Here is a 24,528-nt window from a genome sequence, read left to right as displayed (position 1 = left end):
TCGTTCCTGGCGGCTGAGCGAACGCCCGTCGGCAGTGCCGGGTCAATGGCCGGAGGGGTCGGAGGAGCCCGATGGGTACGGAGAGTCAAGGCCCGGCGAGCGACGTCCAACGCCGGACGCCGGTACCCACGGATGAGGGTTGACCGGTCCGGCGGCGAGGCGCAGGGTTGGCCCATGCCTGGGTGGTTCGAGATCAACTCCGCGGATCGGCCGGCACCTCAGCGCCCGGAGTACTGGCGCAATGCCGTGTGCGACCAGTTCGTGCCGCTGGCCGTCGAGCCGGGGGGCGGGCTGCTGCACGGCCGGGTCGCCGGCGGCGACGTCGCCGAGCTGCGCCTGCGCCGGATCCGGGCCACCCAGCACGGGTTCGAGCGCCGGGCGCGCGACATCGGCGTGGCCGACCCCGAGGTTCTGCACCTGCTGCTGCTCGACCACGGCGAGACGCTGGTCGAGCAGGACGACCGCACGGCCACGATGGCGCCGGGCGACCTGCTGCTCTACGACAGCTCCCGGCCGTTCCGGTTCCGCACGGCGGGCGAGTTCCAGTTCACGATCTGCCTGATGCCCAAGCGGCTGCTGCCGGTCCCGGAGCGGGTCCAGCGCACCTGGACGGCCCGCGCGCTCGCCACCCGGCACGGCGTCGCCGCCGCGGTCGCGCCGCTGCTCGCCTCGCTCGCCCGGCACGGTTCCACCGCCGACGCCGCCCAGCAGCTGGCGCTCCAGCAGGCCATGGTGAGCATGTACGTCGCGCTGCTCTCCGAGACGGGCATCGCCGGCCGGCCGCCCGACGTCAACCTCTCGCTCGCGAAGTCCCACATCGCGCGCCACCTCGGCGACCCGCGTCTCTGCCCGGCCGACGTCGCGGCGGCGTGCAGCATCTCGCTGAGCTATCTCCACCGGCTCTTCGCCAACGACGGCACCACCGTCGCCGGCTACGTGCGCGAGCAGCGCCTCCAGGCCGCGCACCGCGACCTCCTCGAGGCGGCGGTGCAGCAGCCGGTGGCGCAGATCGCCGAACGGTGGGGGATCACCGATCCGGCTCACTTCAGCCGGATGTTCAAGAAGCGCTTCGGCAGCTCGCCGGCCGAGCTGCGCCGCCGGTGGCACGTGGAGTCCCCGGGGCAGGCGTCCGGCGACGCCCGCCCCAGGGAGGCCGGGTTCAGCTCAGCAGCGCGTTGACCGACTTCTGCTCGGTGTAGGCGTCGATCGCCGAGGCGCCGAGCTCGCGGCCCCAGCCGGACTGCTTGTAGCCGCCGAAGGGCATCGCGGTGTCGAACGCGTTGTGGCAGTTGATCCAGACCGTGCCCGCCTTGATCTGGCGCGCGGTGCGGTGCGCCTTGCTCACGTCACGCGTCCACACCGACGCCGCCAGCCCGTACGGCGTGTCGTTGGCCGCCGCGGCCACGCCGCGCTCGGCGTTGAACGGGGTCGCGACGACGACGGGGCCGAAGATCTCCTCGCGGTAGACGCTGAACGACGAGTCGACGTCGACGAGCACGGTCGGCTCGACGTAGTAGCCGGCGTCGCCGTGGCGCCGGCCGCCGGTCAGCGCGCGGGCGCCGTCGCGCAGGCCCTGGTCGACGTAGCCGAGGACGCGGTCGAGCTGGGTCTGCGAGACCAGCGGGCCGACCTCGGTGGTGGGGTCGAGGCCGGGGCCGACCTTGCTGGCGGCCGCGACCTCGGCGACGCCCTGGGTGAACTCGTCGAAGATCCGGTCCTCCACGAGGAGGCGGGTGCCGCTCGTGCAGGTCTGGCCCTGGTTGAACAGGAAGCCGGACGCGGTGCCGGGGATCGCGAGGTCGAGGTCGGCGTCGGCGAACACCACCTGGGGGCTCTTGCCGCCGAGCTCGAGCGAGACCTTCTTCAGGTTGCCCTTGGCGGCGTCCACGATGAGCTTGCCGACCTCGGTCGAGCCGGTGAACGCGATCTTGTCGACGTCGTCGTGCGCGGCGAGCGCGGCGCCGGCCTCGCCGTACCCGGTCACGACGTTGAAGACGCCGTCCGGGAGCCCGCACTCGGCCATGATCTCGGCGAGCCGGAGCGCGGTGAGCGGGGTGTCCTCGGCGGGCTTGAGGACGACGGTGTTGCCGCACGTGAGCGCGACCGGCACCTTGAAGGCGGCCATGAGCAGGGGGAAGTTCCACGGCACGATCGCGCCGCAGACGCCGACCGGCTCGCGCAGCGTGTAGGCGTGCCACTGCGCGCCGGGTGCCCACGGGACCGACACCGGCAGCGTCCGGCCCTCGATCTTGGTGGCCCAGCCCGCGTAGTACTGGAAGAGCTCGGCGACCCAGGTGATGTCGACGGCCTGGGCGACGCCGGCGGACTTGCCGTTGTCGAGCGACTCGAGCTGGGCGAGCTCCTCGGCGTGGTCGTAGACCGCCTCGCCGATCTTGAAGAGCAGGCGCTGGCGCTGGGCCGGCGTCCACAGCGCCCACTCGCCCTCGAACGCCTTGCGGGCGGCCCGGACGGCGCGGTCGACGTCCTCGGCCTCGCCGTGGGCGACCTGGGTGAGCACCTGGCCGGTGGCCGGGTCGCGGGTCTCGAAGGTGCGCCCGGAGGCGGCGTCCACCCAGGAGCCGCCGATGAACAGGCCCTTGGGGCGGGCGAGCCACTCGCGCACCTCGGGGAGCACGGCGTGGTCGGTGGGGACGAGCAGGTCGGTCATGGTTCCTCCGTTGCGAAGACGTGCGGTCGGGCCGAGCGTCGCGGCCCCGGCGGTCCGGGGGTGTTCAGGTTCTGGACATTCACCGACGGTCAGGGCGCGAGCAGGTGGTCGAGCACCGCCGGCAGCTCGGCGAGCCGGTCGAGCGAGGCCATCCGGGCGCCGGCCTCGCGGGCGAAGCGGCGTGCCTCGTCGTGGTCCGAGGCGGGCGCGACGACGAGCAGCTCGTCGAGACCGCGCGCGGCCGGCAGCGGGTCGACGTCGTCGGTGACCCGGCAGTCGGAGAGCAGGACGGTGATCCGGCGCCGGGCCCGCGCCCGGGCGAGCTGCTCGCGCGCGGCCCGCAGGGCGGCGTCGAGCGAGGTCATGCCGTGCCCCCGCAGGCCCAGCACCCGCTCGACCGTACGACGGGCCGGGCTCGGCGTCCCGAGCGCGACCACCGGCTCGGCCCGGCGGTCGAAGGCGACGACGGCGAGCTCGCCACCGGACTCCGCCGCCCGCAGGGCGCACGCCGCCGCGGCCATCGCGGCCGTGGCCAGCCGCTGCCCGTCCATCGAGCCGGACCGGTCGACGAGCAGGCACAGCGCGGTCGCCGGCCGCTCCCAGACCGACGCCGTGAGCTCGTCCAGGGACGGTGGGCGCCCCTCGCCGCGCGCGACCGCGACCGCCTCGAGCGAGGCGTCGAGGTCGAGGTCGCCCCCGCGGTCGGCCCGGACCGGGCGCAGCCGGCCGGCCCCGATCCGTCCGTGCGGACCGCTGCGCGCGCGTTCGAGGACGAGCCGCGGCACGAGCGCCTGCACCCGGGCCCGCAGCGCGGGATCGGTGGCCCGGCTCATCAGCGCGAGCAGTGGCAGCACGTCGTCCGGGTCCTCGGCGACGGCCGCCTCGACCGCCTCGACGTCGAGCTCGCCGACCTCCGGCGAGAGCTCCTCGAAGCGCGGGTTGCGGGCCAGCTCGGACCGGCCGTGGGTCCGGTCCGGCCGGCCGCGCCGGGACGCGGGCGGAGGTGTCGGTGGGGTGCCGCCCGCCCCCGCAGGGGGCGGGCTCAGGCTTCCCCCGGGCGGGGCTCCTCCCCCGGGTCGCCCGCCTCGTCGGAGGGAGCCGGACCGAAGTGCTCGGCGTAGAGCTCGGCGATGATCTCCTCGGGCGTCCGGGTCGAGGACTCGTCGACCCGGACCCGGCCGCTCAGGGCCACGAGGGCGGCGTCGAGGCCTGCCTGCCAGTCGCCCTCCGCGACGCCGCGGGCCCGGGCCAGCTGGTGCCCGATGCCCGCCAGGTCGATCGTGCCGCGCACCGACGAGCCGACCCGCAGCTCGGGGTGCTCCCGGGTCGCCCGGACCAGCGCGACCGCGCGGTCGCGCCAGTCGTCGGACGGCACCGGCGCCCGCTGCGCGAGGATCTGCGCCTCGGCCTCGGCCGACTGGTAGCCCATCGCGATCCGGCAGGTCCGGTCGTACACGGCCGACGAGACCCGCGCGGTGCCGACGGCGTCGTACGGGTTCATCGCGGCGACGACGGCGAATCCCGGCGCCGCGCGCACCGTACCGAGCCGGGGGACGACGATCTCCCGCTCGGACATCACGGTGAGCAGGGTGTTGAGCGTCTCCTCCGGCACCCGGTTGAGCTCCTCGACGTACAGCAGCCCGCCCTCGCGCATCGCGGTGAGCAGCGGGCCGTCGACGAAGACGTCCGGCTGGTAGCCCCGGCTGAGCACCAGTGCGGGGTCGAAGTGGCCGACCAGCCGGGCCGGGGTCAGCTCCGCATTGCCCTCGACGAGGGCGAACGAGCGGTCCCGGCCGGCGGCGACCCGGCGCAGCAGGGTGGTCTTCCCGGTGCCGGGAGGCCCCTCGAGGACGACGTGGGCACCACTGGCCAACGCCGCCTCGAGGAGCTCGGTCTCCCGCGCCCGGTCGACGACCGCGAGCGCCGCGAGCACAGCGGTCATCAGTGCTCGTGGACGACGACGCCCCGGACGTTCTTGCCGTTGAGGAGGTCGTCGTAGCCCTCGTTGACCTCGTCGAGCGTGTACGTGCGGGTGATGATCTCGTCGAGCTTGAGGTCGCCGGACTGGTAGAGGCCGAGGATCCGCGGGATGTCGACGGTCGGGTTGCAGTCGCCGAAGAGGCTGCCGCGCAGCTCCTTGCGGTAGAGCGTGAGCACCGAGCCGGGCAGCTGGATGTTGGTCTCCTCCAGCTTGTTCAGGCCGGTCAGCACGACCTTGCCGCCCTTGCCGACGGCGTTGAAGCCGTCGGAGACGATCTCCGAGGTCATCAGGCCGGGGGTGAGGATCGCCGAGTCGGCCATCTGGCCGCGGGTCAGGTTGGTGATGGTCTCCATCGCGAGCTCGGCGGACTCGAAGGCGTGGGTGGCGCCGAGCTCCATCGCCTTCTCGCGCTTGTTGGCGAGCGGGTCGATCGCGATGACGTTCTTCGCGCCGGCCAGCGCCGCGCCCTGGACGGCGTTGATGCCGATGCCGCCGATGCCCATGATGACGACGGTCTCGCCGGCCTTGACCTCCGCGGTGTTGACCGCGGCGCCCCAGCCGGTGGGCACGCCGCAGCCGACCAGCACGGCCTTCTCGAGCGGCAGGTCGTCGTCCACCTTCACGCAGGAGTTCTGGTGGATGACGCCGTACTGGCTGAACGTGCCGAGCATGCACATCGCGCCGTACTCGCCCTGGGGCCCGGTGATCGGGAAGCGCTCGCCGGGCAGGTAGCCGTCGAGGATCGTGGCCCCCATGTCGCAGATCGACTGCTGCCCGTTCGCGCAGTAGCGACAGGTGCCGCAGTTGGGGATGAACGAGCAGACGACGTGGTCGCCCACCTTGACCCGGGTGACGCCGGGGCCGACCTCCTCGATGATGCCGGCGCCCTCGTGGCCCAGGACCATCGGCAGCCGGGCCTCCAGGTCGCCGTGGGCGATGTGCACGTCGGAGTGGCACAGCCCGGCATGGGTGTAGCGGATGAGGACCTCGCCCTCCCGCGGCTTGTCGAGGGTCAGCTCCTCGATCACGATCGGCTTGCCGGTCTCGTAGACGACTGCGGCCTTGGTCTTCATCGGGTTCTCCTGGGCGGTGTGCGGGGCTCGGACGTGATGCCCGACACGTTCGCAAGACCGGCCGCGGCCGAGTGTTCAGAAACTGGACAACCGGCTGCCAACCCTCCTCCGCATACTGTGACGGCGGCCACAAGGTGTGTGCCGCTGCGGGCGAGCCCGACGACCCCGGGGAGGGACGCGTGACGACGGAGACCGATGCCCTCCGCGACCCGATCGCGAAGTCCTGGCGACGTGCCGAGATGGCCGGGCTGAGCCCGAGCTCGGCCCTCGACCACCTGACCTATGCCGACGTCGACCACTCCGGTCCGCTCCAGGCCGCGGCCTCCCCCGTCCTCGACGAGCTCAACGAGCAGCTCGAGGGCACGATGTTCTGCACGCTGCTCGTCGACCGCGACGGCCGGGTGGCCCAGCGCTGGTGCGGCGACAACGGCTCGCGCCGGGCGTTCGACAACCTCGGGGTCGACGTCGGCGCCTCGCTGCTCGAGGAGGCCGTCGGCACCAACGCGCTCGGCACCGTGCTCGAGACGCGCACGAGCATCACCGTCAACGGCCACGAGCACTTCGCCGTCCCGCTGCGGCGGTTCAGCTGCTACGGGCACCCGATCTTCCACCCGACCACGCGCCGGATCGAGGGCGTCCTCGACATCTCCGCGCTGATGGAGGACGCCAGCCCGCTGCTGCCGCCGCTGGTCGCCCGGGCCGTCGCCGACATCGAGCAGCGGCTGCTCGACGGCAGCCGGGTCTCCGACAAGCAGCTCCTCGCGGCGTTCCAGGCTGCGGGCGCCCGGCGCCGCGCCGTCCTCGCGATCGGTCACGACCTGCTGATGTCGAACCAGGCGGCCGCCGACCTGCTCGGCTCCACCGACGTCGCGCTGCTGCGGATGCTCGCCTCGGACGTGCGCGACGAGGCGGCGATCGACCTGACCCTGGAGTCGGGGCTCGCCGTCCGGGTCGAGGCGACCCGGGTCGGCGGGACGCGCGGCGGCGCGCTGCTCCACGTCGAGCCGCACCGCGAGCCCCGGCCGCGGCGGCCCGTCGCGGAGGTCCCGCTGGCGCACGCACCGGTCCTCGTCTCCGGCCCTCCCGGGTCGGGCCGCTCCACGACCGCGCGCCGCCTCGCCGACACCCAGCCGGTCACGGTGCTGAGCGCGGCGTCCGCCCTGCTCAACGGCTCCGAGACCTGGGCCCGCGACTTCGGCGCGCTGCTGCGGGCCGGCCAGGGCACCGTGTGCGTCGACGGCGTCGACCTGCTCCCCGACGACCTGGTCGACCTCGTCGCCTCGCACGTCGCCGAGCAGCGCGCGCCGCGGGTGGTCCTCGTCTGCGGACCGCTCGAGGGGCTCACCGGCCGGGTCGCCGCGCTCGCCGGCGGGTGCACCGAGCGCCGGCTGCTCACGCCGCTGGCCAGCCGGCCGCACGAGATCCCCGAGCTGGTCCGCGCGATGCTCGCCGACCTCGGCGCCGACGCCTCGCTCCACTTCACGCCGGGCGCGCTCAGCGCACTGTCGTCCCAGCCGTGGCCGGGCAACCTGCGCGAGCTGCGCGCCGTCGTCGAGCACGTCGTACGACGGCAGCGGACGGGCGCCGTCATCGTCGACGAGCTCCCCGAGGCCTACCGCACCCAGGAGCCCAGCCGGCACCTCGCGCCGATCGACCGCGCCGAGCGCACGGTCATCGTCGAGGCGCTGCGCGAGCACGACGGCAACAAGGTCCGCGCCGCCCAGGCGCTGGGGATCTCGCGGACCACGCTCTACGCGAAGATGCGGGCGCTGCGGATCACCGTCTACTGAGCCCTACTGATCGGCGGGCGCCGGGTCCGGGAAGTCGCCCGAGGCCTGGCGCACCTGGCGCAGCAGCCCGTAGGCGTCCGCCTGCTGCGCGTCGTCGAGACCGGTGATGGCGAAGTCGATCGCGGTCACCGCCTTGGTCGCCTTGCGCACCGTGGCCCGGCCCTCGGGCGTGAGCCGGGCGAGCGTGCGACGGCGGTCGTCCTCGTCGGGGACCCGCTCGACGAAGCCCTGCGCCTCGAGCCGGTCGATCGCGCTCGTCACCGAGGTCGGGTGCACCATCAGCCGCTCGCCGATCTTGCTCAGCGGCAGCGAGCCGCTCTTGCTGAACAGCAGCAGGACGAGGACCTCGTAGCGCGAGAACGTCAGCCCGAACGGCTTGAGCGCGGCGTCGAGCGCGGCGATCATCAGCTGCTGCACCCGCATCACCGACGTCGCGAGCCGCATCGCGGTCGCGTCGCCGAAGTGCCGCTCCCACAGGTCGCCGGCGCGGTCGATCGGGTCGAAGGGGAGCCGCGGGTCGGACATGGGGCCGACCTTAGGGCATCCACCCCCTGTTGCGCGGGTCACACCGTCCTGGCCTCGGCGCGGGCTTCCCCCATTTACTAGGACGTCCTACTATTGGAAGTCCGAGGACTTTGGAGGGACGACACCCACATGGCCGACAGCACGCTGCACACGCCGACGAACCCGGTCCGCCTGGTGACCGCGTCGAGCCTCTTCGACGGGCACGACGCATCGATCAACATCATGCGGCGGATCTTCCAGAGCCAGGGCTGCGAGGTCATCCACCTCGGGCACAACCGCTCGGTCGCCGAGGTGGTCGACGCCGCCATCGAGGAGGACGCGCAGGGCATCGCCGTGTCGTCGTACCAGGGCGGGCACGTGGAGTACTTCGAGTACCTCGTCCAGCTCCTGCGCGAGCGCGGCGCCGGCCACGTCCAGGTCGTCGGCGGCGGGGGCGGCGTCATCGTCCCCGACGAGATCGCGCGGCTGCGCGAGTCGGGCGTGACCATCTTCTCGCCCGAGGACGGCCAGCGGATGGGCCTGCCCGGCATGGTCAACTCCGTCGTCCAGGCCTGCGACACCGACCTGTGGGAGATCGCCCCGGTCACCACGTCCCAGGTGCTCAGCGGCGAGCGGGCCGCGGTCGCCCGCGCGCTCACCGGCGCCGAGACCGGTGAGCTCGACGCCGCCTTCCTCGACGAGCTGCGCGGCGTGGCCGCCGGGCGCGTCGTCCCCGTCCTCGGCATCACCGGCACCGGCGGCTCCGGCAAGTCGAGCCTGACCGACGAGCTGGTCCGCCGCCTGCGCACCGACCAGGAGGACAAGGTCCGGGTCGCCGTCGTCGCGGTCGACCCCACCCGGCGCAAGGGCGGCGGCGCGCTGCTCGGCGACCGGATCCGGATGAACAGCCTCGACCTCGGCACGACCACCGGCACCCAGTGGGACCGCGACCGGGTCTACTTCCGCAGCCTCGCCACCCGCGGCGCGCACGAGGTGCCCGAGCACCTCGACGACGTGCTCACCGTGCTCAAGGCGTCCGGCTTCGACCTGGTCATCATCGAGACCCCCGGCATCGGCCAGGGCGACGCCGCGATCGTCCCCTTCTGCGACGTCTCGCTCTACGTCATGACGCCGGAGTTCGGCGCCGCCTCGCAGCTCGAGAAGATCGACATGCTCGACTTCGCCGACGCGGTCGCGATCAACAAGTTCGAGCGCCGCGGCGCGGCCGACGCGCTGCGCGACGTGGGCCGCCAGCTGGTCCGCAACCGCGAGGCCTTCGGTCAGCAGCCCACCGACATGCCCGTCTTCGGCACGTCCGCCGCCACCTTCGACGACGACGGCGTGACCGCGCTCTACCAGCACCTGCGCGGCCTGCTCGCCGAGCAGGGCCTGGCCGTCGCCGAGGGCCGGCTGGCCCCCGTCGCGACCAAGACGTCGACCCGGATCCAGCAGGTGCTGCCCCCCGAGCGGGTGCGCTACCTGGCCGAGATCGCCGGCACCGTCCGCGACTACCACGCCGAGACCGACGTCCTGGTCGGCAAGGCGCGCCGGGCGCAGCGGTTCGCCGAGGTCGCCGCCGAGGTGGAGGCGGCCGAGGTCGCCGAGCTCGCCGCCCAGGCCGAGCGCGACCTCCCGCGCGAGCTCGTCGAGCAGGTCGCCACCTGGCCCGCCACCGTCGAGACCTACCGCGACGACACCGCGAGCAACGGGCGGGTCTCCCTGTCCGGCAACCACATCCCGCGCGTCGCCGTCCCCCAGTACGACGACCACGGCGAGCTGGTCCGCTACTGGCGCCGCGAGAACCTGCCGGGCAGGTTCCCCTTCACCGCGGGCGTCTTCCCGTTCAAGCGCGCCGACGAGGACCCGGCGCGCATGTTCGCCGGCGAGGGCGACCCGTTCCGCACCAACAAGCGGTTCAAGCTGCTCTCCGAGGGCCAGCCCGCGACGCGCCTGTCCACCGCCTTCGACTCGGTGACCCTCTACGGCCGCGACCCCGACGAGCGTCCCGACATCTACGGCAAGGTCGGCACCTCCGGCGTCTCGGTCGCCACGCTCGACGACATGAAGGCGCTCTACGACGGCTTCGACCTGCTCTCCCCCACGACCTCGGTGTCGATGACGATCAACGGCCCGGCCCCGACCGTGCTGGCGTTCTTCCTCAACACCGTGATCGACCAGGCCCGCGAGCGCGGCATCGAGCCCGCCGAGGCGCTCAAGACGGTGCGCGGCACGGTCCAGGCCGACATCCTCAAGGAGGACCAGGGCCAGAACACCTGCCTGTTCTCCACGGAGTTCTCGCTGCGCTGCATGGCCGACATCCAGGAGTGGTTCATCCAGCAGCAGGTCCGCAACTTCTACTCGGTGTCGATCTCGGGCTACCACATCGCCGAGGCCGGGGCGAACCCCATCAGCCAGCTCGCGTTCACCCTCGCCAACGGCTTCACCTACGTCGAGTCGTACCTCGCGCGCGGCATGGACATCGACGACTTCGCCCCCAACCTGTCGTTCTTCTTCTCCAACGGCATGGACCCCGAGTACTCGGTGATCGGCCGCGTCGCGCGCCGGATCTGGGCGGTCGCGATGAAGGAGCGCTACGGCGCCAACGAGCGCTCGCAGAAGCTGAAGTACCACGTGCAGACGTCGGGCCGCTCCCTGCACGCGCAGGAGATGGACTTCAACGACATCCGCACCACGCTCCAGGCGCTCATCGCGATCTACGACAACGCCAACTCGCTCCACACCAACGCCTACGACGAGGCGGTCACCACCCCGACCGACGAGTCGGTGCGCCGGGCGCTCGCCATCCAGCTCATCATCAACCGCGAGTGGGGCCTGGCGATGAACGAGAACCCGACCCAGGGCTCGTACGTCATCGACCAGCTCACCGACCTCGTCGAGGAGGCCGTGCTCGCCGAGTTCGACCGGATCTCCGAGCGCGGCGGCGTCCTCGGCGCGATGGAGACCGGCTACCAGCGCGGCCGGATCCAGGACGAGTCGATGCTCTACGAGCACCAGAAGCACGACGGCACCCTGCCCATCATCGGCGTCAACACCTTCCGCAAGCCCGGCGGCGACGACACCCCCGTCGTCCTCGAGCTGGCCCGGGCCACCGACGACGAGAAGCAGTCCCAGCTGACCCGGGTGCGCGACTACCAGTCCGCGCACAGCAGCGACGCGAAGGAGGCCCTGGCCCGGCTCAAGGAGGCGGCGGTCAGCGGCGAGAACGTGTTCGCCGTCCTCATGGACGCCGCCCGGGTGTGCACCCTCGGCCAGGTCACCGAGGCCTTCTTCGAGGTCGGCGGGCAGTACCGCCGCAACGTCTGACCCCCGCCCCCGGCCCCGGCCCCGGGGTAACACGCTGTCCACCGCACTGGTCGGCGGTTGTCGTCGCACAACCCCCGCTGTAACGGCGTGGAAGCACCGACAACCGGCGCGAAGCACGGTGGACAGCGTGTTACCCCACATCAGCCGGCCGACCCGCCAACGCCCCGCCAACGCCCCGCCGACAGCCCGCCGACAGCCCGCCGGAATTCTTTTCCAGCCCGTGTCGAAAGCACGGACGCCCGTTCGACGTAGGTTCGACAGCAAGCACGAAACCTACGAACGAAGGACTGATCCGCATGACGCGCTACATGGGTCTGGTGAAGATGGCCGAGGGCATCACCGAGCCCCCGCCGCAGTCGCTGATGGACGCGATGGACGAGTTCGTCGCCAAGTCCGCCGCCAACGGGAGCTTCCTCGACGGCGGCGGGCTCTTCGGCACCGAGGACGCGATCAACTTCGTCGTCCGCAAGGGTGAGATGACCCGCGTCGACGGGCCGTACGCCGAGGCCAAGGAGGTCGTCGGCGGCTGGGCGCTCCTGCAGTTCGAGAGCGAGGAGGAGGCCGTGGAGAACATGCGCGAGATGGCGCAGCTCCACGTCGACCACTGGCCCTCGCAGGAGCTCGTGATCACCCTGCGGCAGGTCGCCGAGGGTCCCCCGCCCAGCGAGTGAGTCCCCGCCGCTCCCCCCTTCCCCTCGCGGAGCGGGCGGCGGGGGGAGCGGCGACCCTAGGCTGGCCCCATGCCCGAGGCCAGCCCGTCCGACGCCGTCGTCGAGGTATGGCGCCGGGAGGCGCCGCTGCTCATCGCGGCGCTGACCCGGCTGACCAGGGACGTCGCGCTGGCCGAGGACCTCGCCCAGGACGCCTTCGTAACCGCGCTCGAGCAGTGGCCGGCCACGGGCGTCCCGGCCAACCCGGCAGCGTGGCTGATGACGACGGCCAAGCGGCGGGCGATCGACGCCTTCCGGCGCGCCGACACGCTGCGGCGCAAGACCGCCGAGCTCGAGCGCACCGCCGGAGAGGCGGATCCGATGCCCGACCTGGACGCGCACGTCGACTACATCGAGGACGACGTCCTCCGGCTGATCTTCCTGTGCTGCCACCCGGCGCTCACCCCCGAGTCCCGCGCGGCGCTCACGCTGCGGATGGTCGGCGGCCTGACCACCACCGAGATCGCCCGCGGCTTCCTCGTCCCCGACGCGACGATGGGCCAGCGGATCTCCCGCGCCAAGCGCACCCTGACCGAGGCGGGCGCCGAGCTCGAGCTCCCGACGGGCGCCGACCGCACCGCCCGGCTGGACGACGTGATGGCGGTCGTCTACCTCGTCTTCAACGAGGGGTACGCCGCGACCGCGGGCGACGACTGGACCCGCCCCGACCTCGCAGCCGAGGCGATCCGGCTGGCCCGGATGCTGGCCGAGCTGACCCCCGACGAGCCCGAGGTGCACGGCCTGCAGGCGCTGCTCGAGCTGCAGGGCTCCCGGCTGACCGCGCGCACCGACACCGCCGGCCGCCCGGTGCTGCTCGACGACCAGGACCGCGCCCGCTGGGACCAGCTCCTGATCCGGCGCGGGCTCGCCGCGCTCGGCCGGGCCGAGGCGATCGCCGCGCGCGGCGTCCCGGTCGGCCGCTACTACCTCCAGGCCGCGATCGCCGCCGAGCACGCCCGGGCGACGACGCCGGCGGCCACCGACTGGCCCCGCATCGCCCGCCTGTACGACGTCCTGGCCGACGCCGCGCCCGGTCCGGTCGTCGAGGTCAACCGAGCGGTGGCCCACGGTCGCGCGGCGGGGCCCGACGCCGGGCTCGCCGTGCTGGCGGCGCTGCCGCCGGGCGCGCTGGCCGACTCCCCGCTCGTGCCGAGCGTCCGCGGCGACCTGCTCGACCGGGCCGGGCGCGGGGACGAGGCGGCCGAGGAGTTCGCCGAGGCGGCGCGTCGTACCCGCAACGCGGGTGAGCGGGCGCTGCTGGAGCAGCGCGCGGCTAGCGCGCGCGGAGAGTGACCGACGGCGCGACGCCGTAGCGCTCGCGGTAGGAGGCGGCGAACCGGCCCAGGTGGCCGAAGCCCCACTGGTTGGCGGCCTCGGCCACGCTCCTCGCGCGACCGGCGAGCAGGTCGGCGTGGACCCGCTCGAGCCGGATGAGCAGGAGCTGCTGGCTGGGCGTGCGGCCGAGGTAGCGCTGGAAGCCCTGCTGGAGCCGGCGGATGCCGACCCCGGCCTCGCGGGCGAGCTCGGCGGCGCTCCAGTCGCGCGCGGGGTCGGCCTCCATCGCCTCGACCACGCGGGAGACGATCCGCGGGCGGACGGTGCCGCAGCCCGGCTCCTCGGGGAAGCAGGCGGCGACGAAGGAGGCGGTGAGCGTGCCCGCCAGGCGTCGTCCGACGCGCTCGTCGCGGGCGAGCGTGGGGTTGCGGAGCACCTCGGTGCCGATCGAGGCGAGCAGCCCGATCCAGGCCCGGCCGGAGTCGGTGCGCAGGTCGACCTGGGCCGGCAGCCGGTCGGTCGGCAGGCCCACGAGCGCGGTCACCTCGTCGACGAGGTAGCCGCGCTCGATCCGCATGCCGACGATCGAGCAGTCGGCCGACCAGCGGGTCATCCGGGTCTGCTCGTCGGGCGGGCAGACGGTGGCCTGGCCGTCGAGGGAGAGCACGTGGTGCCCGCCCACCTGGGCCTCGAGGACGCCGCTGCGCGGCACGTTGATCGCCCAGGCGCCGGGGTGGTCGGACTCGACGGCGACCTCGGAGCCCCAGCCGATCCGGGCCAGCCGGACCGGGCCGAGGTCGACGGCGCGCAGGTCGGCCGGACCGGCCGGCCCGCGCTTCACGACGAGGTCGTGGGGGAAGTACGCCCGCGCGACGGCGTCGGAGAAGTCGCCCAGCTGCTCGGACGACGCGGTCAAGGTGCCCGTCATGTCGCACCTCACCCCCTCAGTGACGCCCCTCACACTACCGACCCCGGATCATCCGCAAAACGCACTCGGTGCAACCCGGTGCGCATTCCGGACAGCGCCTTCGCGCAGCGGATCGCCGCGGCCGTCGTCCCGGCCTAGCGTCCCGGTCCACTCGACTCGTCCGACCACCGTCCCCGAGGAGCACCCCATGGACCCGCGCACCCTGCGGTCGACCTTCGGCCGATTCGCCACCGGCGTCACCGTGGTCACCTGCCGCACGCCGGACGGCGCCCACCACGGCGCGACCGTCACCGCGTTCACGCCGATCTCGCTCGACCCGCCGCTGGTCCAGGTCGCGCTGACCCGCACCTCCCGGGCGGCGGCCTTCCTGGACGGCGCCGCGTTCGCCGTCAACGTGCTCGCCGACGACCAGGTCGACGTCGCGATGCACTTCGCCGGCCGGCCCAGCCCGGACCCGCTCCCCTGGGCCGCCGGCTCCACCGCACCCACGCTGCGCGGCACGGCGGCGACCGTCGTCTGCCGCCCCTGGCGCACCGACGACGGGGGCGACCACCTCCTGTTCCTCGGCGAGATCGTCGAGGTGCACAGCACCGGACGGCGTCCGCTGCTGTTCAGCGACAGCTCGTTCCACCACCTCGGCGACCGCTCGTCCGACGTCGTCTGGCTCGGGTGCCAGGACGACCCCCACACCGGATGGTTCGGCGCACCCGTGCCGGCCGACACCCACTACTGAGGAGAACCCGATGACCGACACCCTCGCCCCCGAGACGGCCGCCGGCGACGGTCCGCCGACCGTGAACCCGGCCGCGAACGCCCCGGCCAACCAGCAGACGAACTTCGCCTCCCGGCCGATGACCGGGGACGAGTACATCGAGAGCCTCCGCGACGGCCGGGAGATCTACCTCCACGGCGAGCGGGTCAAGGACGTCACCACGCACGAGGCCTTCCGCAACCCGGTCCGGATGACCGCCCGGCTGTACGACGCCCTCCACACCGGCCCCCACGTCGACGAGCTCACGGTGCCCACCGACACCGGCAACGGCGGCGTCACCATGCCGTTCTTCAAGACCCCCACCTCGTCGGCGGACCTCCTCAAGGAGCGCGACGCGATCGCCCGCTGGGCGAAGATGACCTGGGGCTGGATGGGCCGCAGCCCCGACTACAAGGCGAGCTTCCTCGGCACGCTCCACGCCAACAAGGAGCTCTACGCGCCGTTCCAGGACAACGCGGAGCGCTGGTACCGCGAGTCCCAGGAGAAGGTCCTCTACTGGAACCACGCGATCATCAACCCGCCGGTCGACCGGAACCTGCCGCCCGACGAGGTCGGCGACGTCTACATGAAGGTCGAGAAGGAGACCGACGCCGGGCTCGTCGTCTCCGGCGCCAAGGTCGTCGCGACCGGCTCGGCGATCACCAACTACAACTTCATCGCCCACTACGGCCTGCCGATCCGCAAGAAGCAGTTCGCGCTCATCTGCACCGTGCCCATGGACGCGCCGGGCGTGAAGCTGATCTGCCGCACGTCGTACACCCAGCAGGCGGCGCAGAACGGCACGCCGTTCGACTACCCCCTGTCGAGCCGGATGGACGAGAACGACACCATCTTCGTCTTCGACAAGGTGCTCGTGCCCTGGGAGAACGTCTTCATGTACGGCGACGTCGACCGGATCAACGCGTTCTTCCCGCAGTCCGGCTTCCTGCCCCGCTTCACCTTCCAGGGCTGCACCCGCCTCGCGGTCAAGCTCGACTTCATCGCCGGCCTGCTCATGAAGGCGCTCGACACCACCGGCTCCGGCGACTTCCGCGGCGTGCAGACCCGCGTCGGCGAGGTCATCGGCTGGCGCAACCTCTTCTGGTCGCTCACCGAGTCGATGGCCCGCGACCCCGAGCCGTGGGTCGGCGACGCCGTCATCCCGAAGCTCGAGTACGGCCTGACCTACCGGATGTTCATGATCCACGGCTACCCGCGGGTCAAGGAGATCATCGAGCAGGACGTCGCCTCCGGCCTCATCTACCTGCCCTCGGGCGCCGCCGACTTCAAGTCGCCGGACGTGCGCCCGTACCTCGACAAGTACGTCCGCGGCTCGAACGGCATCACCGCCGTCGACCGGGTCAAGGTGATGAAGGCGCTGTGGGACTCGATCGGCTCCGAGTTCGGCGGCCGGCACGAGCTGTACGAGCGCAACTACTCGGGCAACCACGAGAACGTGAAGGCCGAGCTCCTCTTCGCCGCCCAGAACCGCGGGCACGTGGCCGCGATGAAGGGGTTCGCGGACGAGTTCCTCGCCGAGTACGACCTCGACGGCTGGACGGTGCCCGACCTGTTCTGAGCGTCTCCCCACTCCCCGGTGCCCGGTCGCTGCGTGCGGCCGGGCACCGGCGCGTCAGCGCCGTGCGGACGCCGGCGGCTCGCCGTAGCGGCGCCGGTAGGCGGCGGCGAAGCGGCTCGCGCTCGAGAACCCCCAGCGCGCCGCGACGTCGCTGACCCTCAGCGCGGGGTCCGCCAGCAGGTCGGCTCGCGCGCGCTGCAGCCGGACGTCGAGCAGGTACTGCGTGGGGGTGCACCCGAGCCACTGCCGGAAGGCCTCCTGCAGGCGGCGCACGCTGGTGCCGCCGAGCACCGCCATCTCGGCCGCCGTCCAGGCCCGGGCCGGGTCGTCGTGGATCTGCTCGACGACCTGCCGGAGCCGGCGCGGCTGCGCCGGCCCGGTGCCGGCCTCGGGTGCGCACGCCTCGAGCAGCCCGGCCGCGAGGGCACCGGCGAGCTGACGACGCACGAGCTCGCTGTGGTCGAAGAGTCCGGGCACGTGCAGGTTGCTCGCCAGGCTCGCGACGAGGTGGCGCCAGGCGCGACCGTGACCGCTCTCGAGGTGCAGCTGCTCGGGCAGCAGGCCGCGCACGGAGACCCGGTCGGTGCCGAGCAGCCGCTCCGCCTCGACCTCGAGCCAGGCGCTGTCGAACTTCACCCCCAGCACCGTGCAGGTCGCGTCCCAGTGACTGATCAGCGAGGGCGTGTCGGGCCGGAAGACCGTGCCCTGGCCGGTCACCGACGTGACCCGGCCGTGCCGGCCGACGCTCTCGAGGTGCCCGGTCACGGGCATGTTGATCTCGTAGGCGCCGGGGTAGTCGCACTGGATCGCGACGTCGGCACCCCAGCCCACGTGGCCGATCAACACCGGACCGAGGTCGAGCGTGCGCAGCGTCAGCCGCGGCTCGTGCACCCCGCCCACGAGCCGCAGCTCGTGGGGGAAGTAGGCGTCCGCGACGACCCGCGAGGCATCTCCCCAGTCGCGCGGCGCCGCGCGGCGGCCGGGCATGGCCGAAATCTACCTGAGACGCACGTCACAAAGTAGCCGCGCGATCGGTGCCGCGAGCGCGCGATCGGTGTCGCCGCCGCTCCCTGGCCGACCTACGTTCCCGGTCATCTCGAACCCTCCGTTCCCAGCCCGAGGAGCACCGATGACCACTGTCCAGCAGCCCACCACCGGCCCCGACCTGTCCTGGCTCGACGCCGTGACGATGACCCAGCTCGAGCGCAACCCGTACCCGGTCTACGAGCGGCTGCGCCGCGAGGCGCCGCTGGCCTGGGTGCCGGTGCTGGGCTCGTACGTCGCCTCGACCGCCGAGGTGTGCCGGGAGATCGCGACCAGCCCCGACTTCGAGGCGATCATCACGCCGGCCGGCGGGCGGACCTTCGGCCACCCCGCGATCATCGGCGTCAACGGCGACATCCACGCCGACCTGCGCGGCATGGTCGAGCCTCAGCTGCAGCCGGTCGAGGTCGACCGGTGGGTCGACGACCTGGTCCGGCCGATCGCCCGCCGCTACCTCGACCGCTTCGAGGGCCGCGGGCACGCCGAGCTGGTCGCGGAGTACTGCGAGCCGGTCAGCGTCCGCTCGCTCGGCGACCTGCTGGGCCTCGCCGACGTCCCCTCCGACACGCTGCGCCGGTGGTTCCACCAGCTCAGCGCCTCGTTCACCAATGCCGCGGTCGACGCCGACGGTGAGTTCACCAACCCTGAGGGCTTCCGGCCGGGCGACGAGGCGAAGGCCGAGATCCGCGCGACCGTCGACCCGCTCATCGACCGCTGGATCGCCGAGCCGGCCGACACCGCCATCTCGCACTGGCTGCACGACGGCATGCCGCCCGGGCGCACCCGCGAGCGCGAGTACGTCTACCCGACCATCTACGTCTACCTCCTCGGGGCGATGCAGGAGCCGGGCCACGGGACGGCGTCCACGCTGGTCGGGCTGTTCAGCCGGCCCGAGCAGCTCGAGGAGGTCGTCGACGACCCGACCCTGCTCCCCCGTGCGATCGCGGAGGGCATGCGCTGGACCTCGCCGATCTGGTCGGCGACCGCCCGGATCAGCACCCGCGACGTCACCGTCGCCGGCGTCGACCTGCCTGCCGGGACGCCCGTCATCCAGTCGTACGGCTCGGCCAACCACGACACCGGCCACTGGGACGCCCCGACCGAGTACGACCTGCACCGCCCGCCGTTGCCGCACCTCGCGTTCGGCGCGGGCAGCCACGCGTGCGCGGGGATCTACTACGCCAACCAGGTCATGCGGATCGCGCTCGAGGAGCTGCTCGAGACCATCCCCAACCTCGAGCGCGCCTCCGGCGACGGCGTCGAGTTCTGGGGCTGGGGCTTCCGCGGGCCGACCAGCCTGCCGTGCACCTGGGAGGTCTGAGGCCATGGGCGCCACCATCACCGTCGGCGACCGCAGCGTCGCGTGCGACGGCGACCAGTCGCTGCTGGAGGCCTTCCTCCGGGCGGGCGTGTGGATGCCGAGCTCGTGCAACCAGGGCACGTGCGGCACGTGCAAGCTGCGGGTGCTCGACGGCGAGGTCGACCACCGCGCGTCGCCGCTCGACACGCTGACCGAGGAGGAGCGCGCGGCAGGCCTGGTGCTGGCCTGCCAGGCCCGCCCGCGCGGGGACACCCGGGTCGCGCTGCCCGGCGCCGGCGGTCCGGACCGTGCCACCCACCCGCTGCGCGACCTGGCGGCGACGGTGGTCGCCCTCGAGGACGTCGCCCGGGACACCCGGCGGATCCTGCTCGGGCTCGACGAGCCGCTGGCCTTCGACGCCGGTCAGTACGTCGAGCTCGTCGTCCCCGGGAGCGGCGAGCGGCGGCAGTACTCGCTGGCCAACACCGCCGAGGAGGACAAGGTCCTCGAGCTCCACGTCCGGCGGGTGCCGGGCGGGGTGGCCAGCGACCGCTGGCTGCTCGGCGATGTCGCCGTCGGCGACCGGGTGCACGCGCTCGGCCCGCTCGGCGACTTCCGCCTGCCCGAGCCGGCGGACGACGACGGCGAGCCCCTGGTGCTCATCGGCGGCGGCACCGGGCTCGCCCCGCTCGCCGGGCTCGTCCGGACCGCGCTCGCCCGGCACCCCGGGCGCGAGGTGCTGCTCTACCACGGCGTCCGCACCGCGGCCGACCTCTACGACGAGGCGCGGTTCGCCGAGCTCGCCGCCCGGCACCCCGGCTTCCGGTTCGTGCCGGTGCTCTCCGACGAGGCCGGGCCGACGCCGTACCGCACCGGGTTCCCGACCGACGCCTTCCTCGACGACGTCCCGAGCGCCCGGGGCTGGTCGGGCTGGCTGTGCGGTCCGCCCGCGCTGGTCGAGGCCGGCGTCCGGGCGTTCAAGCGCCGTCGGATGGCCCCGCGGCTGATCCACCGCGAGAAGTTCACCCCTGCCGACACCCTGGCCGGCACCACCGAAGGAGCCTGAGATGCCCACGCTGACCGTCCTCTACGGGCCCCCGGTCGACCCCGCGGCCTTCCGCCGCCACTACGAGGAGGTGCACCTGCCGCTGGCCCGGGAGCTTCCTGGAGCGAGCGACCTGTCGGTCACCCTCGACGTCGACACCCTGGCCGGCGAGCACCCGGTGTTCGCCGTCTTCCGAGCGCGCTTCGCCACGCGCTCGGCGCTGGACGCGGCGCTCGCGTCACCCGCGGGACAGGCGGCTCAGGCCGACGTCCCGGCGTTCGCCAGCGGCGGGGTGACCATCGTGGTCGAGGGCGACTGACCGCCCGCCGGCGCGGGCGAGAGCACCCAGTTCGCCGCACCCGCCAGGACGACGACCGCGGCGGCCACGATCGGCATCACCAGCGCCGCGTCCGTGCCGAACCGGTCCGCCAGGTTGCCGGTGACGGCCGAGGCGGCGGACTGGCCGACGATCACGGCCGAGCCGAGGATCGTCATCACGGTGGCCGAGCGACCGGCCGGGCTGCGGTGGGCGCCGAGGCTGTACTGGGTGACCATGGTCGGGCCGATGCCGCAGCCGATCACGAGCAGGACCAGGCACATCTGCAGCACCGACGAGGCCAGCGGCAGCAGCAGGGCCCCGGCCAGCATGGTCGCGCCGAAGACGAGCCAGCGGGCGCGCAGGCTGAAGGCCTTCGGGAACAGGGCGACGCTCAGCGCCAGCGTGGCGGAGCCGATGCCCATCACGCCGTACACGAGGCCGGCGGACGCGGCGCTGCCGTGGTCGCCCATGAACGAGGTCAGCGAGGTGAGCATCGCGCCGAAGAAGAGGCCGACGCCGAAGATGCCCGCGACCACGGCGAGGAGCGCCGGGCGGGTCAGCTCGCGGGCCGGGGCCGCCGGGAGCGCCTGCTCGCCGTGGCGCTCCGCGACGGCGGCCGACGGGTGCAGCGCGAAGGCCGAGACGAAGACCAGCGTGAGCACGGCCGCGCCGGCGACGGGCGCCCACGGGTCGAGCGTCGTCCCGAGCAGGCCGACGACGAAGGGGCCGATGATGAAGACGATCTCGTCGGCGGCGGACTCGTACGCCATGGTCGCGTCGAACGTGCGCGAGCGGCGGCCGGGCGCGATCTTCGAGCCGATGATCTGGACCAGGCGGCTGCGCGACATCGGCGCGATCTGCGGCGCGCTCGCACCCACGAGGAAGGCCACCGCGAGAACTGCGGCGCCCGGCAGCGGGCTGTAGACGACCCACGCCATCAGCGCGAGCGCCGTCGCGGAGGCGACACCGCTCGCGAGCAGCACGCGGCGCTGGCCGAACCTGTCGGCGGCCGCGCCGAGCAGCGGTCCGACGCAGGCGGCGCCGAGGCCGACGACGGCGGAGTTGAGGCCGCCGAAGGCGAGCGAGTCGCGGCCGGCGACCACGAGGGTGAGCACCCCGACGACCATCATCGCGTAGGGCAGCCGCGCGACGAGCGCGATCGGGAAGTACGACGCTCCGGTCGCGCGGACCAGGGAGGGCGCGTGAGCTGGCATGACCTCGACTCCAAGGGGTGGAACTGGTGCCGCCTTGGACCGCCGGTCTTGCTCCGGCGCGAGGTAGATGCACCCACGGATGGGAACTACTCCCCCGAGGGTACGCCTGCGTGTCGCCCGCCAGCCAATCCCCAGACGGACTCGCTAGGGTCCGGGTATGAGCACGCAGCCGACGTACGACCAGCTCGCCTCGCTGCCCGCCTTCGCGGTGCAGCCGGTTCCCAGCGCCTTCGAGGACAGCAACGGCTTCCTCAACGTCCGGCACTACCTCGGCATCGGCAGCGAGGGCCTCGACGAGTCGCTCTACGACCTCGGCATCCCGTTCAACTGGCCGGTCCTCACCGGCTTCGCCTGCCTCTCGGCCGAGCACCACCTGACCTACCTGCACGAGCTGCGCACCGGCGACCAGATGTCGGTCCGGGTCCGCCTCCTCGGCCGCGCCGAGCGCGCCGCCCACGCACAGGTCTACGTCCTCGACGACACCAACCAGCGGGTGGCGTGCGTGTTCGAGGAGATCTTCCTGTGCGTCCGCCTCGACGACCGCAAGACCGCACCCTGGCCCGACGACATCGCCAAGGGCCTCGACCAGCGCGTCGCCGACCACGCCGCCCTCCCCTGGGAGCCGGTCACCTCCGGCTCCCTCGCCCTCCGCTGACCCGCGAAGGGGCACGAACCGGCGGGCGAAGGAGCACGTTCCGGCGCTCGAGGGAGCACGTTTGCGCCGAGACCCGCCACTTCGTGCGCTCTCGGCCGCCGGTTCTCGCTCCTTCGCCCGCCGGTTCGTGCCCCTTCGGCTACTTCCAGACGCGGACCCAGTCGACGGTCATCGTCGCCGAGGTGGGGGTCTGGGCGGTGATCGAGTTCCAGGCGCCGCCGAAGACCTGGGTCAGCACGACGTAGAAGGGCTGGTCGAAGGGCTGCGGCGCGACGAGCGGCGAGGCCGGCGTCCAGCGGTGGGTGAAGCAGACCCGGTTGTCGTAGAGGAAGCGCATCGACGTCGGCGTCCACTCGACGGCGTAGCGGTGGTACTGCGACGACTGCGGCACCCGGCAGTTGTAGCCGGTGCTCAGCCGGGTGTCCTCGCCCGCGTAGTGCACCGACGGGTAGACCCGGCCGGCGTCCGCGCTGAACCACTCGGCGACGTCGACCTCGCCGGAGTTCGGCCAGCCGCCGTAGGTGTGCTTCTGGGGGTAGAGCCAGAGCGCGGAGTGGATGCCGCTGACCGTCGTCGCCGGCATCTTCGCGCGGAACTCGAAGCGGCCGAAGGTCTGGTTGAACAGCCCGTAGCTGCCGATCGTGGCGGCCGTGCGCTCGGTCGTGTAGGTGCCGAACGGGCTCGTGCACTGGAAGTACGCCGACTCCTTGCGCGAGGTGAGCTGCAGCTGCCCGCCACTGACCCGCACGTTGTTCGGGCTGTTGACGTAGCAGCCCTTGCCGAGGGCGCTGATCCCGGTGACGGCGGTCTCCTGGACCACCCACTTGGTCGCGTCGAGCGACGTCCCGTTGAAGTCGTCGTCGAACGAGCAGGTGTAGCGCCCGCCGCTCTCCTTCGCGGGACGCTCACCGCCGCACGTCGGTCCGCTGGCGGGGGCCGCCGCGGCGGCGGCCACCGGGATCCCGGACGCCGAGGTGCTCACCACCGGTGCGAGCGCTGCGGTGGCGACGACGGCGGTGCCGACGACGCACAGAAGTCGAAGACGGAGCATGGCGACCCTCTCTCTCCCCCAGCAGCGATCCGGCCGTGCCCGCAGGCTCCCATGCGGCCGGATCACGGGGTCGGCTCCGATCCTTGCGCAAATGACCAAGCGCTGGCTAGGGGCAGTGGTCCGAACGGGGTGGCACGAACGGGCTATGCCGGCGACGGCGAACGGCAGCCGCGGACTACGGTGAGGCGGGTGAGCGGCACCTCTGCGAGCCCGGTCGACGACCTCGGCGCCCCGGTCCCCCTGTCCGCCCCCGCCCGCCGGGTGGTCTCCCTCGTCCCCTCGATCACCGAGGCCCTCGCCGCCGACGTCCCGGACCGCCTGGTCGGCGCCACCGACTGGTGCACGCACCCCGCCGACCTCGACGTACGACGGGTCCGCGGGACCAAGAACCCCGACCTGGCCGCGATCCGGGCGCTGGCGCCCGACCTGGTCGTCGCCAACAAGGAGGAGAACCGCGAGCTCGACGTCCGGCGGCTGCGCGAGGCGGGGGTCGCGGTGTGGGTGACCGACATCGAGACGGTGCCGCAGGCACTCACCTCCCTCGAGCGCCTGTACGACGAGGCGCTCGCCCACGCCCGCCCGGACTGGCTGCGCCAGGCCCGCGAGCGCTGGGACCGGCCGGTGCCGCCGAGCCGCGGTCGGGTCGCCGTCCCCGTGTGGCGGGACCCGTGGATGGTGGTGGGCCCCCGCACCTACACCGGTGACCTGCTGCGCCGGCTCGGCTGGACCAATGCGTTCGACGACAGCGCCGACCGCTACCCCCACGTCGAGCTCGCCGCGCTCGACCGGGACGACGACGTCGACCTGGTGCTGCTCCCCGACGAGCCCTACGTCTTCACCAGCGACGACGGCCCGGAGGCGTTCACCCGGGTGCCCACGCGGCTCGTGTCAGGACGTCTGCTGACCTGGTACGGCCCGGCGATGGTCGAGGCGTACGACGAGCTGTCGTAGTGACCTGTTGTGGCGATCACACCGCGTGACACCGAGTCGTAACCGTCGAGCGGCCGGCCGGAAACCTGGGCCGCGCAGGCTTGAGCCATGAACACCGACGACGAGCTCACCCCCGAGGACCGCACCGTCGCCCGCCGTGCCGCGCTCCGCAACCGGCACACCGCGGGCCTGACCCGCTTGATGGAGCAGCGTCGCGACCTGCGCGGCGTGCACCCGCTCGCCGACTTCGTCGACGACGCCCTGCGCTGGACCGCCTGACCCGACACCACCCACAGCCGGCACGACCAGCAGAACCAGCACCACCAGCACCACCGCACCGCCCTACCGCCGGTCCGGCTCGTCACGCACGAGCCGGGCCGGCGGTGG

Annotated in this window: 22 protein-coding genes; 13 read left to right on the top strand and 9 right to left on the bottom strand. The window is 73.1% G+C overall.

Features of this window, described 5'->3' with window-relative positions; genetic code table 11:
* Window positions 1-174 precede the first annotated feature (174 nt).
* Complete coding sequence (locus BM223_RS01955; RefSeq protein WP_158510234.1) at window positions 175-1,179, top strand: helix-turn-helix domain-containing protein; 1,005 nt, start codon at window positions 175-177, stop codon at window positions 1,177-1,179.
* On the opposite strand, the gene BM223_RS01950 is transcribed toward BM223_RS01955, so the two are convergent.
* The 4 genes from BM223_RS01950 to BM223_RS01935 all read right to left on the bottom strand — a co-directional run bounded on the left by BM223_RS01950 (window position 1,160) and on the right by BM223_RS01935 (window position 5,722).
* Window positions 1,160-2,668: an aldehyde dehydrogenase family protein gene (locus tag BM223_RS01950; protein WP_038682059.1), complete on the bottom strand. Its 1,509-nt coding sequence runs from the start codon at window positions 2,666-2,668 to the stop codon at window positions 1,160-1,162. The two genes, BM223_RS01955 and BM223_RS01950, sit on opposite strands and share 20 nt — an antisense overlap.
* An 89-nt stretch (window positions 2,669-2,757) precedes the next feature.
* Window positions 2,758-3,522 (bottom strand): VWA domain-containing protein, encoded by a 765-nt coding sequence (locus tag BM223_RS01945; protein ID WP_200887022.1) that lies wholly within the window; start codon window positions 3,520-3,522, stop codon window positions 2,758-2,760.
* Between the two features lie 188 nt (window positions 3,523-3,710).
* Window positions 3,711-4,610, bottom strand: coding sequence for an AAA family ATPase (locus BM223_RS01940; protein WP_038682061.1), 900 nt, complete (start codon window positions 4,608-4,610; stop codon window positions 3,711-3,713).
* Window positions 4,610-5,722 carry an NDMA-dependent alcohol dehydrogenase gene (locus BM223_RS01935; protein WP_038682063.1) on the bottom strand — a complete coding sequence of 371 codons (1,113 nt, stop codon included), beginning with the start codon at window positions 5,720-5,722 and terminating at the stop codon, window positions 4,610-4,612. The genes BM223_RS01940 and BM223_RS01935 overlap by 1 nt, the downstream gene beginning before the upstream one ends.
* A 179-nt stretch (window positions 5,723-5,901) precedes the next feature.
* Between BM223_RS01935 and BM223_RS01930 the strand changes: the two genes are divergently transcribed.
* Complete coding sequence (locus tag BM223_RS01930; RefSeq protein ID WP_218157166.1) at window positions 5,902-7,512, top strand: sigma-54-dependent Fis family transcriptional regulator; 1,611 nt, start codon at window positions 5,902-5,904, stop codon at window positions 7,510-7,512.
* Window positions 7,513-7,515: 3 nt separating this feature from the next.
* On the opposite strand, the gene BM223_RS01925 is transcribed toward BM223_RS01930, so the two are convergent.
* Window positions 7,516-8,037 carry a MarR family winged helix-turn-helix transcriptional regulator gene (locus BM223_RS01925; protein WP_038682067.1) on the bottom strand — a complete coding sequence of 174 codons (522 nt, stop codon included), beginning with the start codon at window positions 8,035-8,037 and terminating at the stop codon, window positions 7,516-7,518.
* A 129-nt stretch (window positions 8,038-8,166) separates the two neighbouring features.
* Here BM223_RS01925 and icmF point away from each other — a divergent pair, with 129 nt between their 5' ends.
* The 3 genes from icmF (at window position 8,167) to BM223_RS01910 (ending at window position 13,343) form a co-directional block, all read left to right on the top strand.
* Window positions 8,167-11,340, top strand: a complete 3,174-nt coding sequence (gene icmF / locus BM223_RS01920; protein WP_038682068.1) for a fused isobutyryl-CoA mutase/GTPase IcmF — start codon at window positions 8,167-8,169, stop codon at window positions 11,338-11,340.
* Between the two features lie 296 nt (window positions 11,341-11,636).
* Entirely contained in the window at window positions 11,637-12,011 is a 375-nt protein-coding gene (locus tag BM223_RS01915) for a YciI family protein (protein WP_038682070.1), read from the top strand.
* 69 nt (window positions 12,012-12,080) lie between these two features.
* Window positions 12,081-13,343: an RNA polymerase sigma factor gene (locus BM223_RS01910; protein WP_038682072.1), complete on the top strand. Its 1,263-nt coding sequence runs from the start codon at window positions 12,081-12,083 to the stop codon at window positions 13,341-13,343.
* On the opposite strand, the gene BM223_RS01905 is transcribed toward BM223_RS01910, so the two are convergent.
* Entirely contained in the window at window positions 13,324-14,253 is a 930-nt protein-coding gene (locus BM223_RS01905; RefSeq protein WP_052139069.1) for an AraC family transcriptional regulator, read from the bottom strand. The genes BM223_RS01910 and BM223_RS01905 overlap by 20 nt on opposite strands.
* 187 nt (window positions 14,254-14,440) lie before the next feature.
* Here BM223_RS01905 and BM223_RS01900 point away from each other — a divergent pair, with 187 nt between their 5' ends.
* Complete coding sequence (locus BM223_RS01900) at window positions 14,441-14,986, top strand: flavin reductase family protein (RefSeq protein WP_038682074.1); 546 nt, start codon at window positions 14,441-14,443, stop codon at window positions 14,984-14,986.
* A 10-nt stretch (window positions 14,987-14,996) separates the two neighbouring features.
* On the top strand, window positions 14,997-16,583 hold the full coding sequence (locus BM223_RS01895; protein WP_038682076.1) for a 4-hydroxyphenylacetate 3-hydroxylase family protein: 1,587 nt from the start codon (window positions 14,997-14,999) through the stop codon (window positions 16,581-16,583).
* A 54-nt stretch (window positions 16,584-16,637) separates the two neighbouring features.
* Here BM223_RS01895 and BM223_RS01890 read toward each other — a convergent pair whose 3' ends face one another.
* Window positions 16,638-17,570 (bottom strand): AraC family transcriptional regulator, encoded by a 933-nt coding sequence (locus BM223_RS01890; protein WP_038682078.1) that lies wholly within the window; start codon window positions 17,568-17,570, stop codon window positions 16,638-16,640.
* A 142-nt stretch (window positions 17,571-17,712) separates the two neighbouring features.
* Here BM223_RS01890 and BM223_RS01885 point away from each other — a divergent pair, with 142 nt between their 5' ends.
* Genes BM223_RS01885 through BM223_RS01875 form a run of 3 tightly spaced genes read left to right on the top strand, consistent with a single transcriptional unit; the run spans window position 17,713 to window position 20,291 of the window.
* A complete protein-coding gene (locus BM223_RS01885) occupies window positions 17,713-18,948 on the top strand; it encodes a cytochrome P450 (RefSeq protein WP_038682080.1) in 1,236 nt (411 codons plus the stop codon).
* A gap of 4 nt (window positions 18,949-18,952) precedes the next feature.
* The gene (locus BM223_RS01880) at window positions 18,953-19,993 is read left to right on the top strand and encodes a 2Fe-2S iron-sulfur cluster-binding protein (protein WP_038682083.1); all 1,041 of its coding nucleotides are present in this window, start codon (window positions 18,953-18,955) and stop codon (window positions 19,991-19,993) included.
* 1 nt (window position 19,994) lies between these two features.
* Window positions 19,995-20,291, top strand: a complete 297-nt coding sequence (locus tag BM223_RS01875) for an EthD family reductase (protein WP_038682085.1) — start codon at window positions 19,995-19,997, stop codon at window positions 20,289-20,291.
* Here BM223_RS01875 and BM223_RS01870 read toward each other — a convergent pair.
* Window positions 20,231-21,505 carry an MFS transporter gene (locus BM223_RS01870; protein WP_038682087.1) on the bottom strand — a complete coding sequence of 425 codons (1,275 nt, stop codon included), beginning with the start codon at window positions 21,503-21,505 and terminating at the stop codon, window positions 20,231-20,233. The two genes, BM223_RS01875 and BM223_RS01870, sit on opposite strands and share 61 nt — an antisense overlap.
* A 157-nt stretch (window positions 21,506-21,662) precedes the next feature.
* On the opposite strand from BM223_RS01870, the gene BM223_RS01865 reads away from it, so the two are divergent.
* On the top strand, window positions 21,663-22,160 hold the full coding sequence (locus BM223_RS01865; RefSeq protein ID WP_038682089.1) for a thioesterase family protein: 498 nt from the start codon (window positions 21,663-21,665) through the stop codon (window positions 22,158-22,160).
* A 139-nt stretch (window positions 22,161-22,299) separates the two neighbouring features.
* Here BM223_RS01865 and BM223_RS01860 read toward each other — a convergent pair whose 3' ends face one another.
* Window positions 22,300-23,211 (bottom strand): glycoside hydrolase family 16 protein, encoded by a 912-nt coding sequence (locus BM223_RS01860; RefSeq protein ID WP_038682091.1) that lies wholly within the window; start codon window positions 23,209-23,211, stop codon window positions 22,300-22,302.
* A gap of 189 nt (window positions 23,212-23,400) precedes the next feature.
* Between BM223_RS01860 and BM223_RS01855 the strand changes: the two genes are divergently transcribed.
* Together BM223_RS01855 and BM223_RS28770 are read left to right on the top strand one after the other, a co-directional pair.
* Window positions 23,401-24,162 (top strand): helical backbone metal receptor, encoded by a 762-nt coding sequence (locus BM223_RS01855; RefSeq protein WP_038682094.1) that lies wholly within the window; start codon window positions 23,401-23,403, stop codon window positions 24,160-24,162.
* Between the two features lie 87 nt (window positions 24,163-24,249).
* Window positions 24,250-24,420 (top strand): hypothetical protein, encoded by a 171-nt coding sequence (locus BM223_RS28770; RefSeq protein WP_170222533.1) that lies wholly within the window; start codon window positions 24,250-24,252, stop codon window positions 24,418-24,420.
* Window positions 24,421-24,528 lie beyond the last annotated feature (108 nt).

Origin of the sequence: Pimelobacter simplex, assembly GCF_900114845.1 — a bacterium.
GTDB classification, from domain to species: domain Bacteria; phylum Actinomycetota; class Actinomycetes; order Propionibacteriales; family Nocardioidaceae; genus Nocardioides; species Nocardioides simplex.
The sequence above is the reverse complement of the archived record's forward strand: the minus strand, read 5'-3'. Positions and strand labels throughout refer to the sequence as shown.